The sequence below is a fragment of the Peribacillus sp. FSL K6-1552 genome, assembly GCF_038005205.1.
In the GTDB taxonomy this organism is placed as follows: domain Bacteria; phylum Bacillota; class Bacilli; order Bacillales; family DSM-1321; genus Peribacillus; species Peribacillus butanolivorans.
The window spans coordinates 4,651,075-4,669,004 of sequence record NZ_JBBOST010000001.1; the positions used below are offsets into that span (position 1 = coordinate 4,651,075).

Sequence of the window (17,930 nt, forward strand, 5' to 3'; positions counted from 1 at the left end):
AATGCTACGTTCCTTTATTTGGGCCTGGGCTAATTACCGGAAACGAAATCATCCAAATTGCCCGTCAGGTAACTGGACAGAAAAGGATGTTCCTTCCCCTAACAAAAAACATCATTCAGATACTCGGCTTGTTTAACTCCTTTCATGAAGGAAGTAGTGGAAATCATGTATTTAACTAAAGAAGGATTCATTCTGAATGGAGAAAAATATGAAAAACGCATCGGCCCCATCCCTAAAACTCCATACATAGAAGGAATGGAAGAAACTCTGCGACTTTTAATGATGGAAAACTGAGTTCTTTAATTCCGAAGATATAATTGTGGTTTTCGTCGATATATTCTTATTTTCGGAGATATAACTGAGGTTTTCGTCCACTATGGTCTAATTAGTGCATTTCTATTCTATAAACGCTGTTTTTTGGTAAAAAACAGCGTTACTTCTCATTACTTCCCTTTATTCATCGAATTCAATTTATCTTCAACCCTGCTAAGCCTTTTTTCAATATCTTATACCACACAAATAAAAAAAGCATCATGAATGATAACATTCACAATGCTCGTTACGATACTGACTTTGAAATTCAGTTTACTTTTCCTATGCTGATTTCTCAAATTGACAATCTTTCAATGAAATTACCTTTGTCTTATGAAAAACCTTGTACCCTAACCATATCGCTAAAAATATTGGTAAACCAATATAGGAGACTGCGACCCCATACCAGTCAATACTGCCGCTTAGAAACGCCTCGTAATTCTGCCCTGCAATGACAACCATACAAAGTATAAATGAAAGAATCGGACCGAATGGAAACCATTTTGCTTTGTATTTTAACTCGTTTATGTCACCGCCCTGTGCTACGTACGCACGTCTAAAACGATAATGGCTTACGGCAATTCCAATCCAAGCGATAAATCCCGTTAATCCTGAAGCATTTAATAGCCATGTAAATACATGATCCCCGAAAACAGATGTTAAAAAAGCTAGTCCTCCAATTATTGCTGTGAGAATCAAGGCATTCATCGGGATTCCCCTGTGGTTAACTTTGGCTAGAAACTTTGGAGCCTGATTATCTTTTGCCATCGACCATAACATTCGAGTTGATGCATAAAGCCCCGAGTTCCCTGCAGAAAGTAATGATGTCAAAACAACAGCATTCATGACAGAAGCAGCGAACGCGAATCCTGCCCGTTCAAAAACGAGCGTGAAAGGGCTTACAGAAATATTATCTACATCCCCGCCTAATAAACTTGGACTTGTATATGGAATTAACAGCCCGAGTATCAAAATGGCTCCGATGTAAAACAATAAGATGCGCCAAAATACTTGGCGAATCGCATTCGGAACATTTTTTTCAGGATTCTCACTTTCACCAGCGGCTATACCAACTAGTTCTGTACCTTGAAAAGAAAATCCAGCGATTAGAAAGATACTAATGATCGATAAAAATCCGCCCTTGAAAGGCGCCTCACCCATGGTGAAGTTTTCAAATCCTATCACCTCTCCACCAAAAACCCCTAAGATTGTCAATAATCCAATAATGATAAAGAAAATAATGGCCACGACTTTTACTAGGGAAAACCAATATTCTGATTCACCATAACTTTTAATGGATAAGGCGTTCAGCATAAAGACGAGTCCAAGAAACAATGCACTCCATATTATGCTTGGCACTTCAGGCAGCCAGAATTTCATGATGATGGCTGCCGCAGCTATTTCCACAGCAAGGGTAACCGCCCAGTTAAACCAATAATTCCAGCCAAGTGCAAAACCAAATGCTGGATCTACAAAGCGTGTAGCATAGGAAGAAAATGAACCTGATACAGGCATATATGTCGCCATTTCCCCCAAGCTTGTCATAAGAAAATACACCATAATTCCAATGCATACATATGCAGCGAGAGCACCACCAGGTCCTGCACTTTGGATAGTTGTACCACTTGCCAAAAATAGGCCAGTTCCGATAGAACCTCCAATTGCGATCATGGTCATATGCCTTGCTTTTAAGTTTCTTTTAACTGTCGGTTCTTGATTTTCAATGAGATTCATGTCCATTGGTTACTACCTCATTTTCTATTAAAATTATAACTTTAAGAAATATTTAAAGAGATTTGTCTTAACAGCCGTATTGTTGGTAATAGTAGAGTTCATTAGATATGAATAGTCTCCCACAACCTATTTGCGGAAGACTATGTATTTACCCTTTTCTATCTGAAGGTAAGAACCTGATACGTTCACTACCAAGGTTACTTCACCAATTGAAGCTTCACTTTACTGGCTAAAAACAAAATAATTTCTTTTAAGTAAACGGGGCTTAGACATCAATTCATCATATCTATCTGTAGTGTGTTGATATTCAATTTCTTTCTCTGTCTCTTCCAATTAGTAACACATTGAATGGATGGAGCCCAATTAATTTTAAATAGACATTGTTCCATCAGGTAACTCCCAATTACGTTATCATTTGTCTTCATTACTTGCCAAGGCCACATAAGACTCATCCTGCAATTGTTCAATTCCACACCATTGAATTAAAGTAAGGGCAATAATCTCCGCTGTCGCGAACACATTGTCCAGTAAGATATATTCATTTGGATAATGGGCAACCTCTGTTACTCCAGGACCAAAAACAATTGCAGGCGTTTCACCGACATGAGTCAACAATCCTCCATCAGTTCCCCATGGAGAGGCTTCAATGACCGGATCTTGTCCAGCAACTTGCCGAAATTGATTGACGAGCGTATTCATTAGTTCATGTTCTACATCAATTGCCCCTGGAACCCAGCGTGCTCCGAACCATTCTAAAACGGGCGGATTATCCTTGAACCATTCATCAACTTCTTTGATCTGTAACAGCCAATTAGCCATTTCGTTTTTCGCCTGCTCCATTGTTTCCTCTGGCGCAACACCCATTCTACCTTCAATTTTCACGAGGTCAGGAACTGAGGAAGGCCAATTACCGCCTTCAATGACGCCTAAATTGATTGGAATCGGAATAGGTGTGTTCTGATAAAGCGGATCACTGATACGTGCATTTCGCTTTTCTTCCAGAGCACGAATATGATTTATTACGGTCATACTTTTTTCAATGGCACTTACACCTTCATACCTGGTTCCACCGTGAGCTGACCGGCCTTTTACCAAAACTCGGAACCACATCGACCCTTGCTGTTTGGGGAAAATCCTCATATTCGTTGGTTCAGGGATAAGGGCAGCATCGGCTTTGTATCCCCTCAAGACGGCTGCTAACGTTCCGGCTCCGCCGCTTTCTTCTTCAATCACACTTTGAAATATGACATCTCCCTTTAAATGGATGCCATTTTCCTTTAATGCCTGCATAGCAAGGATAAGGGATACATTGCCTCCCTTCATATCTGTTACGCCACGTCCAAACATTTTCCCATTCTTTATGGCTCCACTATATGGATCGTCATCCCACTGATCCCGATCACCATCCGGAACCACATCGATGTGTCCGTTCAAGATAATGGAGCGGCCGCCTCCAGTTCCCTTCATAATTCCTACCACATTAGGACTGTTGGAAAATTCGCTGCGAGGAGAATAGAAATAGGAATGCTTTTTCAGTTCCCCACCGTTAGGCTCCCAAATATCAACCTTCAGGCCCATTTCCTCTAGTTTTTGGGCGACGATAGCCTGAGCGTCTGCTTCATTTCCTTGGGTACTCGGTGCTTGCACCAACCTTTGCAATAAGTCTGTTCCTTCTTCCCGATGATCCTTGATCCATTGGTTAATTCGTTTTTTAAAATCCGGCACTTTTATCCTCCTTTTATACACATATTCTCATAGATTACTGAAAGTCCCATTCCACCTGCCATACATAACGTTACCATTCCGTACTTAACTTGGGAACGCAACATTTCATGCATCAGTGTGACTGTCAATTTTGCACCTGTTGCTCCTACAGGGTGACCAAGTGCAATTGCCCCTCCATTGACATTGACGATATCCGGATTCAAATCTAACTCCTTGATCACTGCAAGTGCTTGGGCAGCAAAGGCTTCATTAAGTTCAATCAGTCCGATATCCTCTAACGATAGACCTGCTTTTGCCAATGCCTTTCGAGTCGCTGGTACGGGTCCAATCCCCATAACTCCAGGTTCAACACCTGCACTGGCGAAAGCCTTGATTTTCAACAGCGGTTTTAATCCCTTTTCTTCTGCTTGCTGCTTGGACATTAATAGTACAGCTGCTGCTCCATCATTCATGGGACAGGCATTTCCTGCCGTTATGGTTCCTTCATTTTTGAATACTGCTGGAAGACTGGCTAGTTGACTCAGATGAATGTCCTCGCGTACCCCTTCGTCTTGATTGAAGATTTGAAGCCCTTTTCGATCCTTGATTTTGAGCGGAATAATTTCTCGATCAAAGCGACCCTCTTCCATAGCTTTCCAAGCCTTCTTGTGGCTTTGATAAGCAAATTGATCCTGTTCTTCACGACGGATACCATATTTTTCAGCCAAGCGCTCGGCTGTTATTCCCATATGCTCATTTCCCAAGGAACATATTAATCCATCTGCCAGCAGAGCATCCTCCATCGTTACGTTTCCAAATTTACCGCCCCATCTATTTTTCACGATATAAGGCACATTGCTCATGCTCTCCACTCCGCCGGCAATGATTATGTCTTCTTGACCAGCAGCGATAGTTAATGCAGCATTGGTAATGGCCTTTAAACCTGATCCACATGCTTTGATTACAACGTGGCCTGGGACACTATGCGGGAAATTTGCCATCTGCGATGAAATTCGGGCCGAGTTAAGTCCGCCTCCATGGACATAGCCATGTCCGAAAATCACTTCATTGACCTTTTCTTTGCCTAATTCAGATTTTTCCATTAAGCCTTCCAATACTTGACGGCCTAATTCGGTAGCATTAACATTCCGGAGTGATTTTCCAAAGGATCCAACTGCAGTTCGCGCTCCAGCAACGATGACAACCTCATTCATGCTTCTTCCTCCTCTTACCTATTCAATGCTGTTGACAGTGGCCCCGATTTTCAACGATGCCTCTGTATTCGCAATCACATCATCAACTGTATAAGGTGCCATAACTTCCTTTAACACCAATCCCTCTTTTGTAACTTCCATGACAGCCATATCAGTAATGATTAAATCTACACTATGTCTTGCCGTTAAAGGAAGTGTGCATTTCTTTAATATCTTCGATTCACCCTGCTTGTTTACATGATTCATCAAGACAATCACCTTTTTGGCTTTTTGGGCAAGCTCCATTGCCCCGCCCATCCCCGGTACCCGTTTGCCTGGGACAATCCAGTTGGCTAAATCCCCTGTTTCACTAACTTCCAATGCCCCAAGGATGGTAATGTCGATGTATCCTCGACGAATCATGCCAAATGCAGTTGCACTGTCAAAGTAAGAAGCCCCCATTACAGACGTAATCGGGAACCCTCCTGCGTTACAGAGAGCAGGATCTTCTTCCCCCTGATTTGGACTGGGGCCTGTTCCAAGAACACCGTTTTCCGCATGAAACAGCACATGGATATCTTGAGGTAAATGATCAGCCACTAAGGTAGGGATGCCAATACCTAAATTGACGATTAATCCGTCATGGATTTCCTTGGCAGCGCGTTTGGCGATGCGATTTCGTACATCTACTCCCATGCCCATTTCCAATTCACCCCTTTTGTTGGAATCACCATATCTACATAAATACCTGGCGTGGCAATACACTCCGGATCCAATTCGCCTACCGGAACAATTTCTTCAACTTCTGCTATAGTAAAGGCTCCTGCCATCGCTACCAGCGGATTGAAGTTGCGGGCACTCTTGTCAAAAACCAAATTCCCCAACGGATCTGCCTTTTTGGCATAGACGATACTCACTTCCGAGGTCAAAGCGGTTTCGATCAAATATTCCTTTCCGTCGATTACCATTTTGTCCTTGCCTTCTTCAGCTATCGTTCCAATCCCGACATCAACAAAAACCCCGCCCAAGCCTACTCCGCCTGCACGAATCCTTTCAGCTAATGTTCCTTGCGGAGAAAATTCCACTTGCAGCTTTCCTTCAGTCATGAGCCGACCGGCATTAGGATTAGATCCGATATGAGAGGCAATGACCTTTTTGGCTCTTTCAAGAGTCACTAGCCGACCAATTCCAATATCAGGGAATCCCGTATCATTGCCAATCAATGTTAGTTCCTTAACACCCTTGTCCAGGATGCCCTGTATGAGTGTTGGCGGAGTCCCCACTCCCCCAAACCCACCGTACATGAGAGTACATCCATCAGTAATATACTCGAGTGCTTCTTCCAGGGTCACAATTTTGTTTTTTTTCGAAATGACCTGCTTCATATGGTTCCTCCTAAATAGCCTGCTTGTTCTCTATCAGACCTTCCGAGTGCAATTCATGCTGCAATTCCTCAACTGAAGCTTCCAGTATCTTTACAAGACTATCAATTTCTTCATTTGTAATAACTAGCGGCGGAGATATAATAACTGCATCACCCGCGATTCCTTCGATTGCGCCTGAAGCAGGATAGATCAACAATCCCTTCTCAAATGCCTTATTGACAATTCTTGTGGTTATGCCATCTTGCAAGTCGAATGGAGTTTTTGAACTCCTATTTGAAACAAACTCAAGTCCCAGGAGAAGCCCTTTTCCTCGTACATCACCAATGATGTCAAATCTCTCAGCCAGCCCATGTAATTTCTCCAATAGATACTGTCCTTTCTCTTCCGCTGCCTGAACCAGATTCATTCGTTCAATGTAGGCAAGCACTTCTAAAGAAACGGCAGCAGATAGAGGATTTGCACTATATGTGTGTCCAGCCATGATTGACTTTGAACCTTTTAAAATGGGTTCCATAACCCGATCACTAACCAAAGTGGCTGCAATTGGAGTATAGCCAGCGCTCATACCTTTCCCCAATGCGATGATATCTGGGGTAACTCCCCAGTGTTCCATAGCAAACATTTTTCCTGTACGACCGATTCCAGTCATAACTTCATCGGCGATAAAGAGAATGTCATAGCGTTCGCATATTTCCTTAATCCTTTGATAATAACCATCCGGCGGAGTAACAGCCCCAGCAGATGCCCCGATAATTGGTTCAGCGATGAAGGCGGCAATATTCTCAGAACCAAGTCTTTGAATGGACGTCTCTAATTCATTTGCACACTGCAGTTTACAGCCTGAAGATTCATAAGGGCATCGATAACAATACGGAGCAGATATACTAGGAAAATCCTCTAATAACGGAACAAAACGTTTTCTTCTTGACACATGACCGGACATCGATAAAGCACCCATCGTAATCCCGTGATAACTCGTCCAGCGTGAGACGATACGATTTTTCCGCTCAAATCCTTTTTCTTGCCAATGTTGAATAGCTATCTTCATCGCCGTTTCGGTTGCTTCCGACCCACTGTTCACAAAAAACGACCAATTTAAATCTCCTGGAGCTAACTCACTTAGCTTTTCGGCTAAAGTCTCTGCGGCTTCACTTGTAAAATGAGATCGGTATGCAAAAGAAACTTTACTTGCCTGCTCTGTCATTGCCTCAACAACATCTAAAACTCCATGACCAATACTCGCCGTAACCGCACCTGATGATCCGTCGATGTATTGCTTTCCATCCGTGTCATAAAGATATATTCCCTTCCCATGAGAGACAGTGGGATAGTTATGATCTAGAATGGGCTTAATTAAATGATTCCGCTTCATTTCATCTCTCCTTTATTTACATTTTTACCTACTACACATTTATGAAGTTCTAGTTCACTAAAACTCTTAAACTATTGGAAAAATCCTATTAACTGATTGAAAGAATAGATGGCAAATATGAATCTATAAAACCGAGTTTACCAACTAAAAGGTTCATCCTGAATCAGGATTGATTCTGTAGGGCAGCCTTCCATAGCATCATGCATGTCATCATACAGATTCTCAGGAACTACAGCACTCCCATGATTATCATCCAAGATAACGAAAGCAATTCCTTGTTCGTCATAGTCATAAATTTCAGGACCTGTTGCACCGCATGCCCCGCACGCAATACAGGTATCTTTATCAACCCATGTGTATTTAGCCATAAACTTTTCCTCCTATTTAAAGAATCCATTTACAGAAGATAAATCTTTACCCCAAATATTCATGTCCTCATACTTATCCCAAATATTGCAATTCTTCGTAAATCTTCCTCCATATTCATATCCCAGCTGGTGAAAGACAGCGTTCATGCCCATTGACAAAGATCGCGCTAAAGAGTAGGAACAATAAATATTTTTCTTGATAAGTTCTTGTTCTAATGCTGAGATAAGTACCTTCATAAAACCATGTTTTCGATGATGAGGAATCGTTGCACAGTCAGTTAGTTCAGCATTATGATACATTTCATTTACTTCCGCGGATGCTGCACTAACGATGGACCCTTCATATTCGATAACACTAAAGATCGTACCTTCTTCCATCACTTTTTTGATATAACCCTCATCATTCATTGGTGTTGGATAGGTTTCAAAAATTGCACCGTATAAATTTGCCAGCTCATGTGCATCTTCAACTTCAGCAAATCGAAGGGAATAATTTTCAGGTAGTTGCTGCTTTTCTATTATTCTAGGAATATCAATGACATCTTGGAGAATCTTGTCTTCCTTCATCCAATAGTCGCTTGTTCGCCTTTCATTGGTTAAATACAATGCCATGCAATAAGCGTCATTCCCATTAAAATACTTACTCAATATTCCTTCCAGCATAAATCCATGGACCCATGTCGCAGATAAATCTTCTTGTCTAGCTTTAAGTATCACTTTTGTAAAGCCATGCTCTTGAGCGATGACTAGAGCTCGAGTTATCGCTTTTTTGATATTCCCCCGATAATCATCAATGCGTAAGCGATGATTTGCATGATCAAGATAGAGTTCCATCGTAAAACATTCCCCAGTCTCAATTCGGGTGAAAAAAGGCAGCTTTTGAACAGACATTATGTATACCCTCCTTAACTAAAATTCGGGAGAAGTGATGCATCATCTACTTCTCCCGGCATTCTATTTCCAATTAAACAATTTCTTTACAGGAGCCTGAAGAAGCTGTTCATACGTAAACTCATCAGGATACTCACTCACGTCATATATAGATAAGGATTCATCCACCTTTTGATTCATCGAATCAGACACATAGATTCCACAATTTGGACAGTTCAGGGCTGGAACCTGAAGAACTTTTATTGATCGTTTACCATCAGGCATAATCCAGTAACAATCCTTCTTTTCACTTTCCTCAACGTTGGGGGCATTACACCACAAGCATTCCATCTTTATTCCCCCTTGCCTTCAGAACTTCCGACCATGGCGTTCTTTTTTTCTTGGGCTAACCTTAATTTTTCCTTCATTTCATCACGTTTATCACGGCGATCCTTTAAAGAAGCATGTTCATCAGTAGTTTCATACGATTTTCTCTTGTCAAGGCGACGTAGGCCTTCTGGTACCAAATTGAATTTTTCGTCTGTCATCAGAGCAGAAATCCCCACAGCTCCTTTTCTTCCTTCGGTACCATACACTTCATCAAAGTAAGCATCTGCACTGCCGGCAACATAGTTCTTCGGTTCTGGATAGCTCGTGATAACTCCCTCAAAGTTCCGTAAGACCACTTTATCCGGACTTTGCGAAAGAAGGTAATTCGGAGTCAAGGCAATCTTTCCGCCTCCGCCAGGAGCATCCACCACAAAGGTTGGTACTGCATATCCTGATGTATGGCCACGTAACGCTTCAATGATTTCCAGTCCTTTTGAAACCGGGGCACGGAAATGGCCGATCCCTTCAGATAAATCACATTGATAAATGTAATAAGGTCTTACCCTTGCTTTAACACAGTCGTGCATAAGCTTTTTCATAATATGAACACTATCGTTAATACCAGCAAGAATAACAGCCTGATTACCAAGTGGTACTCCAGCCATCGACAACATATCACATGCCTTTTTGGCTTCTTCCGTCAGTTCAAGCGAATGATTGAAATGCGTATTTAACCAAACTGGATGATATTTTTTCAGAATATTACATAAATTTTCTGTAATACGCTGCGGGAATACGACCGGTGCACGAGTACCAATCCGAATGATTTCCACATGTGGGATCGCACGTAAGTTACTTAATACGTATTCGAGAATCTTATCATTGATTAATAGGCCATCTCCTCCAGAAATCAAAACGTCTCTCACTTCCGGAGTATTACGAATATATTCAATCGCCCCGTCTAATTGCTTCTTAGGAACGCCCATGCCAACCTGACCAGAAAAACGACGACGAGTACAATAACGGCAGTACATAGAGCATTGGTTCGTTACAAGAAATAGAACGCGATCCGGATAACGATGCGTTAAACCTGGAACAGGAGAATCTTCATCCTCATGCAGCGGATCTTCCAAATCATATCTAGTCTTGTTCATTTCTGCCGAAAGCGGTACAGACTGCAAACGAATCGGACAGCGAGGATCATCAGGATTCATCAAGGATGCATAGTAAGGTGTAATATTTAAAGGAATTGTTTGAGTTGAAATCCGAACCCCTTCTTCTTCTTCCGGTGTCAAGTTCACAACTTTTTTCAGATCATCCAAAGTTTTAATTGTATTGGTTAATTGCCAGAGCCAATCATTCCATTGCTCTTCCGTTACATCTTTCCACAATTCAATCTCATTATAATGTCTACGTCCACCAAGGTATTCCTCATGTTTTACTTCCATTCCCATCAAACTCATTAAAATTCCCCCCTCATTATCTTAAGAAGCTATATCTATACTACTTGCAAGAATGATGCCAACATCCAAAACAAGAAAAACATAGGAAAAAGAGGGCGGATCGTCCCCTTAAACCGCAAGATATTTTTCGTTATGCCTAATATTTTGCAGCCAAATTCTTTGCGCCAAAGTGATACGGATTTAATGCTTATCCTTTTGAGATTGAAAAAAGAGGGTCTCTATTCGCGAGATCCCTCTTCAAGTTACATACTTATTCTATTGAACAACAATTCGCTAAAAGTTTAAGTGAATGATAGCGCTTTCAACTACTCCCCATTCATTTTGATTCCTTCGATCCTGCGGCAAAAACTTTTTCTATACCGTACTTGTTTAACTTATATTGTAATCCTTGTCTTTTAATATTGAGGGCCTCAGCTGTTTTGCTGATATTCCCATTATATTTCTCAAACATATTTATTATCATTTCCCTTTCCATTTCTTCAAGAACGACAGGTAAATCAATCTTATCTTTTAATGGAGGATGATGGCTCTGCGCATTTGAGGCGGAATATTTTCCTGTAGGGAATAAATAAGCAGGAAGATGATGTTCTTCAATCATAACTTCCCCTGTGTCCATGACGTTAAATGCTAACTCGATGGCATGTCCCAGTTCACGAATGTTTCCCGGCCACGAGTATTGAAGAAGCCGTTGCATAGCCTTTTGGCTGATCCCGCGTACATCCGAAAAGAATGATTTATTGAATTTTTGAATAAAGTGATTTACTATTTCCGGAATATCCGTTTTACGTTCCAGAAGAGAAGGCATTTGAATGGTTACGACATTCAAACGAAAAAATAAATCCGAGCGAATAATTCCTCGCTCTAACGCCTCATCAGGAGAAATATTCATCGCAGCAATGATCTTTACATTAATTTTCTGCTCCTTCGAACCTCCAACACGGCGTACCTCGCCTTCTTGTAATACTCGCAGCAATTTTGCCTGCAGACCAAGGTCGAGGCTATTCAATTCATCAAGAAACAGGGTACCGCCATTTGCCTGTTCAAAAATCCCGAGTCGGTCCATCGCTCCGGTAAAAGCCCCTTTCGTTGTGCCGAACAGTAGCCCCTCCATTAATTCCTTTGGAACAGCCGCACAATTTTGCGCAATGAATGGTTGATTTCGCTGAGCACTTACATTATGTATACTTTGAGCAATAAGTTCTTTTCCTGTCCCTGTAGGTCCATAAATCATGACTGGAGAATGTGTACGAGCCGCTTTTTTTGCTAATGAAATAGCTTCTTGAAAAGCAGGACTACTCCCAATTAAATCACTAAAATGATAGGTGGCTGTCCCTTCAAAGAACTTATTTTTCTTATGGGTCTCGGCCAACTGGGAACGCAAATCAACAATTTGATCGTACATGCTCATGACCTTAGTAATATCCTTTGCTATTTCTACTGCCCCAATAATTTCACCGTCCTCGTATAGAGGATACGTGCTATTAATAGAAGTTATTTTTTTCTCTTTTAAATTAACATATGTTTGAATGGACTCAATCGTTTCGATGCCTTTTTCCAATGCTACATGCAGCGTACTGGATTCATCAGTCAATGATGGATACAGTTGAAAGATATTTTCTCCTAACACCTGTTCACGATCCAGCCCGTCGATATGAGCCATCATTTTATTATAGAATACGGTATCTCCATCCTTATTAACGATATGGACACCAACATTAATCACATTCAATATCCATTCAAATTGAGTGGAAAACTGATTTACTGAAGATTTCATTTCATCATCTCCGCCCCTGTCATTGATAGAACCACCTGTAAATTATAGCATTTAATGGGAAACATTCATCTACATAATCTGAAAACTCACAATTTAATAATGTCCAATAGTTTCCATGTCGATTAATCGTTGTTTCTAGGATTTTCAAGCAGGTTAATAGATAGAACAATAAATACATATAAATAAAGGAATCTCACACTCAGCAAAGAAAGTATTGATTAAGAGTATAATATAATGTCAGGGGTGAGCGAGATTTCAGAACGCAGCAAAGAAAACAGTTTACAGATTAAACCATGGGAAGATAGAAACCTTGATTTACTTTTTCACCTAAATTCCCCAGAAATGATGGAACATCTCGGAGGTCCAGAGAGTAAAGAACAAATTTTGAAACGCCACAAACGTTATCTTGAGATTGGAAGTAAAGGGTGTATGTTTAGCATCATCCTGTATCCAGAGGAAGAAGCAGTTGGTTCCGTTGGCTACTGGCGAACCGTGTGGAATGATGAAACTGTGTACGAAATTGGGTGGAGTGTCCTCCCATCATTTCAGGGGAAAGGGATTGCGTCCCGTGCAGTGAAGGCTGTAATAGCAAAAGTCAAAGCCGAACGGAAATACAAGTATATTCACGCATTCCCGTCCATCAATAATCCTGCTTCAAATGCAATTTGTCGCAAGCTTGACTTCAATCTTATTTCCGAATGTGAATTCGAATACCCTCCAGGGAGCTTTATGCGATGCAATAATTGGCGTTTGGAACTTCAACATCAATCAAGGACGGAATAATTAGTGTGTGGGACGAATTATTTCTTTGTAGGTCGAATTATTTCGTTTGTAGGACGGATTAATTAGTTTGTAGGTCGAATTATCTCTCTGTAGGTCGAATTATTTTGTGTGTAGGACGGATTATCTCCCTGTAGGTCGAATTATCCCCCTGTAGGTCGAATTATTTTGTGTGTAGGACGAATTATTCGGTGTATGGTTCGAATTATTTCGTTTTAGGACGAATTATCTCCCTGTAGGACGAATTAAATAGTGTGAAGGACGAATTATCTCCCTGTAGGTCGAATTATTTCGTGTGAAGGACGAATTATCTCTCTGTAGGTCGAATTATTTAGTGTGTAGGACGGATTATTCGATGTATGCGTCGAATTATTTCGTTTTAGGACGAATTATTTGATTTGTGCGTCGAATTATTCCGTTTTAAGTCGATTTGATCCAATCCACCATCATTCACCATTCACATTAGAGGTTATTGGTCTCATTCTTTATCAAGCAAACAATTCATTCCATGTTTCTTTGCCTGCTTTCTTATCTGCAGAAATCTTTCGTACCTTTTGGTATTTAAATAAGCACTTTCAAGGTCATTAATGAGTTAATTTAGTTGTTCCTTCAAATAACATTTCATTTCCAAGTATAACTAGCATTATATTCTTCTGGAGTCATTTCTGTTTCTTTGAAAGTAACTGGTTTTTCGTTTGGTAATGTAATAGTCAATTCCGTTTTATCTTCGCTTAATTCTAACGTAAATAATGAAGTTCTATTTTGTTTCTCAACACTATAAAGTACACCAGTAATCTTGTTATCGGTTGGTTCAATTATTTCAAAGTGCCTAATTGGTCCTATGTCATCTTTTGTGATCCTCTGCATTGTAAATGTGCTAATTTCATCTCTTAGAATAACAAGGAACGAACCTTCCGCTACCCAATAGCTATACAAATATTTCCCCAGATACTTCGGTGCATTGTAAGATGGGAGATTACTGGAGGATGTATCTTGCACTTCTGTTTTCTTTTGTATCTGAATCATTTCTTTTTTGATGATTTGTTGTTCGTCGCAAGCAGCAAGGCAACATACAACTAGGAATCCTACAGTCATTTTTTGAAAAAGCAAAGGTTACTCCCCCTAAAAAGTACTTCAACCCTTTTGATCATTCAGTAAACAAACCCATTATTTGTAATTATATCGAAATTTCCTTTTTTTAACTACTAAAAAAGCTATTCCTTACCCTTAATTTCTCCTTATTAAAACATGACATAATATAGAAGAGACAGTTAAAACCCCAAGCAATGTTCCATACGTCTTCGCCTTACCAAAACGGGTAGTGTATTATAGAAGCATGAGTATGATAACGTCTCTCTTTAGGAGGAATGTTCATGAATTCGGTCATTTTATTTGATGGTGAATGCAATTTTTGCGATTCGAGTGTACAGTTCATTATAAAGCGGGATCCGAAGGGGCTTTTTCATTTTGCTTCGCTTCAAAGTGAAGCTGGACAAGAGTTGCTGAAAAAGTACGATGTTCCTGCAAATATTGATAGTATAGTGCTGATCGAAAAGGATAAGACCTACTATAAATCGACTGCAGCTCTGAGGATTTGCCGTCGCTTACAAGGGGCATGGAAACTGTTTTACGTTTTTACCATCGTTCCAAGTTTCATCCGGAACATCGTTTATGACTTCATTGCCAAGAACCGTTACAAATGGTTTGGGAAAAAAGAAGAAAGCTGTATGCTACCATCGCCAAGTGTTCGAAAGCGGTTTTTATAACGTAAAAAAAGGTAATTCAACTGAATTACCTTTTTCAATGTAACTCCACCTACTTTTAAACGTGGAAATGAATAATGAGCAATCAACTTCTTCATCACCTCTCCCCTTTATAGGCGTTTCTTTCCTTTCTTATTTACCCATTTTAAACTCCCAACACACTTTACAATGTGCTAAAATAAAACGATTGTTGCTTTAGTAACTGCCGAAATACTAGAGTTTAAAAAAAGATTAGATACGTAGTCTTTAACATGCAATATTTCAATTGATTAACTTATGAAATTCATTTATGTCTATGTTAGTATGTCTTTTAAAGGATTTTGAAAAGTCTAACTTATAGCTATCATCTATTATTTTTTTTATTATGCTCAGATCATTATCTTCAATTATATATTTGATTCCATAATGTGATTGAGGATATAACTCTGTATGGTTTCTTCTTTGCATTGCCCAATCTTCCCTACTCTTCAACAATTCAAAATTAATTACTTCCTCTAATGGGTCCGTAGTCTCAACCCCATCCATAGTAACCGCAACGTACTCGGCCAATCCCTCATCGAACCACTTCGGAACGGCTGTAATTTTATTTTCATTTAGATATTTATTTAAATAATAATGTGTATACTCGTGACGTAAATCCCTTCTAAAGAACCATTCATCTGCTTCCCTAACAAGGTTATCGGGTTTAACCAATGCAATTAAATTATAATTTTTATCAAAAAAAGCTCCGATATTTTCTAATTCCGCATACTTTTGTAATTCCTCTAATTCTTCAAATACCATTATATTTATCTCAACATCCATTTTAATAGTTCCAAACATACTAGATAATTCTTTATTAAGATTCGTTATCTCATTAATAATTAGATTATTCAATTCATCATTTTCTGAATTGTAAATTTTCACCCCATCTAACAAATGATATTCTTCCCTTTCTAGAAGTTTTTCCAAATCTATTGTATTATTTCTAGATAAAAAATGATAAACAATTACTAAAGTGCCCAAGACTATTAAACTGATTACAAAACTAATTGCAACGCTTTTAAAAAAATTCATTCAAATGGTTTCCAATTCTTTAAGTTAATAATCCAAATAAAATAATCGTGTTAATTATTTATTAGAGTTGATTCCATAATTCGAAATAAAGGAAGTTCTTATCTTGTACCTCTCCCACAAGTTCTTGTTGTACACTATAAACTTCTGCCCCTTTACAGCTGGCATTTAATGAATTTGTCATGGATGAAATAATTATTGTTAGTGCTAAAAATGATGATAGTATTTCTAAAGTAGAATCCTCCTAGGGTGTGTAATCAATTTAATTTTCGAATCAAGCTTCGTTCAATATTTTAAATATTCAGTCTTTATAAGGCGTGAAAATTATTGAAATACATCTACCCATATAATCTTTCAAATATGTAATTTGAAAATACTCTTTTTTTGTTCGGATTTTTCTGACTTTTTTATACTACCACAACATTTTAATATAATTGTTACATTTTTAAAAAAAAATAATATTTTCCCTTTTCAGTAAACAATGTGCAAATAAAACCGATAATATACCGTATATTCTCGTTATTTTTATAAATTAAAATGTTCTCAAGATAATTTTACATATAGTATTTTTACTCGTTAGCTTAATCGGTATGTGGTAGGATCCCTTTTGCAAAAATAAAAAAAGCACTATGAATGATAACATCCATAATGCTCCCTACCTATCCTCTGAACTGACTTTGGAATCCCTCTTGCAAACGATCCGGCAGCTCGACAAGGGTTTCGTTCAATGTATCCAATTTTGTTTCAATCCGATGAAGCAAATAAAGGGTAACAATAATCGGAAATCCGATATCACTGATAAATGGCAGGATTTGATCCACTTTTGTTCACCTCTCTTCTGGTATGGTAAAAAACAGGCTCACCCATTTCAGGACACGTCCTTAAAAGATGAGCCTGCCTGCTGACAAGTTAGATAAGTTCAACATCCTCGACATTACGCTCGACAAGGCGTGCTCCTTTAATACTGACAAAGTCGCCCGATGATGCAAGGAAGGCATTCCCCGCAATCATTTGCTCCATTGCCAGTTTGACTGTATTTGCATCAACTGGTTCTTTTGGATTTTCAACGGAAATCGTCGCAGACTTTCCTTCCTCTGTTACGAAAATCATTTCCAATACTCTAGCCATTTTGTATCACCTCCTGTTTTTCCAACCTTTTGCTAAAAGCCGATTAGCCAATCAATGAATTCGTATCCACTCGGGTCACTTCACCCATTGGATAATTCTGCACGCTTGCAATCGCTGTAGCTGCCGAAAACAACTGATCCGCCGTCGCCTCAACCTTGATGTTCGAAAATGACCTACGCTTGAAAACAATAGACCCCTTTTCATTTAACCCCGTCTCAAAATCAATCCTTAACGTACTTGATACTGGAATTTGGTTTGCCATGTCGCTCACCCCCTTTCACACTCTATATAAACTTTTACGAGGTGAAAGTAGCATGGTGGTGAAAGTTTTTTTATTTTCTTTGGTAAACGCAAAAAAAACTGCCCAAGTATATGTACTTGAACAGGTTTATTCAATTTTCTTGAGATAGTCTTTCTTATGTTAAAGGACACAAAGGTTTAATTTCTGCTGCCATATGCGAGAGCCGGAGTTACAGAGAAGGCCGCCTTCAATAAATAAGAAAAACTAATGGGTAGTTTACGAACTAAATATTGATTAGAGTAAATTGTATTTCTACCCCGATATGGGCGGAAAATCCTGTTTAAATATTCCAGCCTTCTCAGAGATATATCAGTATTTAAAGCATATATTTAATTTTCCTTTAAATCATTTTTTTATGACTAATCAGCTCGAATTTTTTTACTTATTTTACCCTAGATTT

19 protein-coding genes are annotated in these 17,930 nt (G+C 39.4%); 3 read left to right on the forward strand and 16 right to left on the reverse strand.

All coding sequences use genetic code 11. The features are described from left to right. The first annotated feature begins 165 nt into the window (after nucleotides 1-165). Nucleotides 166-294, forward strand: a complete 129-nt coding sequence (locus NST21_RS22365; protein ID WP_340891344.1) for a hypothetical protein — start codon at nucleotides 166-168, stop codon at nucleotides 292-294. Nucleotides 295-594: 300 nt separating this feature from the next. Here NST21_RS22365 and NST21_RS22370 read toward each other — a convergent pair whose 3' ends face one another. The 11 genes from NST21_RS22370 to NST21_RS22420 form a co-directional block, all read right to left on the reverse strand. Further along, on the reverse strand, nucleotides 595-2,052 hold the full coding sequence (locus NST21_RS22370; protein WP_340891345.1) for an amino acid permease: 1,458 nt from the start codon (nucleotides 2,050-2,052) through the stop codon (nucleotides 595-597). A gap of 405 nt (nucleotides 2,053-2,457) precedes the next feature. Further along, on the reverse strand, nucleotides 2,458-3,771 hold the full coding sequence (locus NST21_RS22375) for a peptidase (protein WP_340891346.1): 1,314 nt from the start codon (nucleotides 3,769-3,771) through the stop codon (nucleotides 2,458-2,460). A 2-nt stretch (nucleotides 3,772-3,773) separates the two neighbouring features. After that, the gene (locus NST21_RS22380) at nucleotides 3,774-4,964 is read right to left on the reverse strand and encodes a thiolase family protein (protein WP_340891348.1); all 1,191 of its coding nucleotides are present in this window, start codon (nucleotides 4,962-4,964) and stop codon (nucleotides 3,774-3,776) included. An 18-nt stretch (nucleotides 4,965-4,982) separates the two neighbouring features. After that, complete coding sequence (locus tag NST21_RS22385; RefSeq protein ID WP_053347553.1) at nucleotides 4,983-5,645, reverse strand: 3-oxoacid CoA-transferase subunit B; 663 nt, start codon at nucleotides 5,643-5,645, stop codon at nucleotides 4,983-4,985. Then, nucleotides 5,630-6,328 carry a CoA transferase subunit A gene (locus NST21_RS22390; protein ID WP_340891351.1) on the reverse strand — a complete coding sequence of 233 codons (699 nt, stop codon included), beginning with the start codon at nucleotides 6,326-6,328 and terminating at the stop codon, nucleotides 5,630-5,632. Before NST21_RS22390 ends, NST21_RS22385 begins: the two co-directional genes overlap by 16 nt. Before the next feature lie 10 nt (nucleotides 6,329-6,338). After that, nucleotides 6,339-7,700 carry an aspartate aminotransferase family protein gene (locus tag NST21_RS22395; RefSeq protein WP_053347555.1) on the reverse strand — a complete coding sequence of 454 codons (1,362 nt, stop codon included), beginning with the start codon at nucleotides 7,698-7,700 and terminating at the stop codon, nucleotides 6,339-6,341. A gap of 137 nt (nucleotides 7,701-7,837) precedes the next feature. Beyond that, nucleotides 7,838-8,068: a ferredoxin gene (locus NST21_RS22400; protein WP_340891352.1), complete on the reverse strand. Its 231-nt coding sequence runs from the start codon at nucleotides 8,066-8,068 to the stop codon at nucleotides 7,838-7,840. A gap of 12 nt (nucleotides 8,069-8,080) precedes the next feature. Next, the gene (gene ablB / locus NST21_RS22405; protein ID WP_340891353.1) at nucleotides 8,081-8,959 is read right to left on the reverse strand and encodes a putative beta-lysine N-acetyltransferase; all 879 of its coding nucleotides are present in this window, start codon (nucleotides 8,957-8,959) and stop codon (nucleotides 8,081-8,083) included. Nucleotides 8,960-9,022: 63 nt separating this feature from the next. Further along, a complete protein-coding gene (locus tag NST21_RS22410; RefSeq protein ID WP_053347558.1) occupies nucleotides 9,023-9,289 on the reverse strand; it encodes a YokU family protein in 267 nt (88 codons plus the stop codon). A 2-nt stretch (nucleotides 9,290-9,291) separates the two neighbouring features. Next, the gene (gene ablA, locus NST21_RS22415) at nucleotides 9,292-10,716 is read right to left on the reverse strand and encodes a lysine 2,3-aminomutase (protein ID WP_340892609.1); all 1,425 of its coding nucleotides are present in this window, start codon (nucleotides 10,714-10,716) and stop codon (nucleotides 9,292-9,294) included. A 331-nt stretch (nucleotides 10,717-11,047) separates the two neighbouring features. Beyond that, nucleotides 11,048-12,505, reverse strand: coding sequence for a sigma-54 interaction domain-containing protein (locus NST21_RS22420; protein ID WP_340891356.1), 1,458 nt, complete (start codon nucleotides 12,503-12,505; stop codon nucleotides 11,048-11,050). Nucleotides 12,506-12,739: 234 nt separating this feature from the next. On the opposite strand from NST21_RS22420, the gene NST21_RS22425 reads away from it, so the two are divergent. Further along, nucleotides 12,740-13,288 carry a GNAT family N-acetyltransferase gene (locus NST21_RS22425; protein WP_340891357.1) on the forward strand — a complete coding sequence of 183 codons (549 nt, stop codon included), beginning with the start codon at nucleotides 12,740-12,742 and terminating at the stop codon, nucleotides 13,286-13,288. Between the two features lie 618 nt (nucleotides 13,289-13,906). On the opposite strand, the gene NST21_RS22430 is transcribed toward NST21_RS22425, so the two are convergent. Continuing rightward, a complete protein-coding gene (locus NST21_RS22430; protein ID WP_057219841.1) occupies nucleotides 13,907-14,395 on the reverse strand; it encodes a hypothetical protein in 489 nt (162 codons plus the stop codon). 263 nt (nucleotides 14,396-14,658) lie between these two features. Between NST21_RS22430 and NST21_RS22435 the strand changes: the two genes are divergently transcribed. Next, nucleotides 14,659-15,051: a thiol-disulfide oxidoreductase DCC family protein gene (locus tag NST21_RS22435; protein WP_340891358.1), complete on the forward strand. Its 393-nt coding sequence runs from the start codon at nucleotides 14,659-14,661 to the stop codon at nucleotides 15,049-15,051. Nucleotides 15,052-15,309: 258 nt separating this feature from the next. Here the strand turns inward: NST21_RS22435 and NST21_RS22440 are convergent, their stop codons facing one another. From NST21_RS22440 to NST21_RS22455, 4 genes are all read right to left on the reverse strand, one after another. Further along, the gene (locus NST21_RS22440) at nucleotides 15,310-16,104 is read right to left on the reverse strand and encodes a hypothetical protein (protein ID WP_340891359.1); all 795 of its coding nucleotides are present in this window, start codon (nucleotides 16,102-16,104) and stop codon (nucleotides 15,310-15,312) included. 656 nt (nucleotides 16,105-16,760) lie between these two features. Next, nucleotides 16,761-16,922 (reverse strand): YvrJ family protein, encoded by a 162-nt coding sequence (locus NST21_RS22445; protein WP_056530289.1) that lies wholly within the window; start codon nucleotides 16,920-16,922, stop codon nucleotides 16,761-16,763. An 88-nt stretch (nucleotides 16,923-17,010) separates the two neighbouring features. Further along, complete coding sequence (locus tag NST21_RS22450) at nucleotides 17,011-17,229, reverse strand: DUF2922 domain-containing protein (RefSeq protein ID WP_340891360.1); 219 nt, start codon at nucleotides 17,227-17,229, stop codon at nucleotides 17,011-17,013. Nucleotides 17,230-17,272: 43 nt separating this feature from the next. Continuing rightward, nucleotides 17,273-17,491: a DUF1659 domain-containing protein gene (locus NST21_RS22455; protein ID WP_057219837.1), complete on the reverse strand. Its 219-nt coding sequence runs from the start codon at nucleotides 17,489-17,491 to the stop codon at nucleotides 17,273-17,275. Nucleotides 17,492-17,930: the final 439 nt, after the last annotated feature.

Excerpts from the sequence above, each read along its gene's own strand:
- NST21_RS22365 (WP_340891344.1), top strand. The coding sequence starts at position 166 with ATGTATTTAACTAAAGAAGGATTCATTCTGAATGGAGAAAAATATGAA.
- NST21_RS22370 (WP_340891345.1), bottom strand. The coding sequence starts at position 2,052 with ATGGACATGAATCTCATTGAAAATCAAGAACCGACAGTTAAAAGAAAC.
- NST21_RS22380 (WP_340891348.1), bottom strand. The coding sequence starts at position 4,964 with ATGAATGAGGTTGTCATCGTTGCTGGAGCGCGAACTGCAGTTGGATCC.
- NST21_RS22385 (WP_053347553.1), bottom strand. The coding sequence starts at position 5,645 with ATGGGCATGGGAGTAGATGTACGAAATCGCATCGCCAAACGCGCTGCC.
- NST21_RS22390 (WP_340891351.1), bottom strand. The coding sequence starts at position 6,328 with ATGAAGCAGGTCATTTCGAAAAAAAACAAAATTGTGACCCTGGAAGAA.
- NST21_RS22395 (WP_053347555.1), bottom strand. The coding sequence starts at position 7,700 with ATGAAGCGGAATCATTTAATTAAGCCCATTCTAGATCATAACTATCCC.
- NST21_RS22400 (WP_340891352.1), bottom strand. The coding sequence starts at position 8,068 with ATGGCTAAATACACATGGGTTGATAAAGATACCTGTATTGCGTGCGGG.
- ablB (WP_340891353.1), bottom strand. The coding sequence starts at position 8,959 with ATGTCTGTTCAAAAGCTGCCTTTTTTCACCCGAATTGAGACTGGGGAA.
- NST21_RS22410 (WP_053347558.1), bottom strand. The coding sequence starts at position 9,289 with ATGGAATGCTTGTGGTGTAATGCCCCCAACGTTGAGGAAAGTGAAAAG.
- ablA (WP_340892609.1), bottom strand. The coding sequence starts at position 10,716 with ATGGAAGTAAAACATGAGGAATACCTTGGTGGACGTAGACATTATAAT.
- NST21_RS22420 (WP_340891356.1), bottom strand. The coding sequence starts at position 12,505 with ATGAAATCTTCAGTAAATCAGTTTTCCACTCAATTTGAATGGATATTG.
- NST21_RS22425 (WP_340891357.1), top strand. The coding sequence starts at position 12,740 with ATGTCAGGGGTGAGCGAGATTTCAGAACGCAGCAAAGAAAACAGTTTA.
- NST21_RS22435 (WP_340891358.1), top strand. The coding sequence starts at position 14,659 with ATGAATTCGGTCATTTTATTTGATGGTGAATGCAATTTTTGCGATTCG.
- NST21_RS22440 (WP_340891359.1), bottom strand. The coding sequence starts at position 16,104 with ATGAATTTTTTTAAAAGCGTTGCAATTAGTTTTGTAATCAGTTTAATA.
- NST21_RS22450 (WP_340891360.1), bottom strand. The coding sequence starts at position 17,229 with ATGGCTAGAGTATTGGAAATGATTTTCGTAACAGAGGAAGGAAAGTCT.
- NST21_RS22455 (WP_057219837.1), bottom strand. The coding sequence starts at position 17,491 with ATGGCAAACCAAATTCCAGTATCAAGTACGTTAAGGATTGATTTTGAG.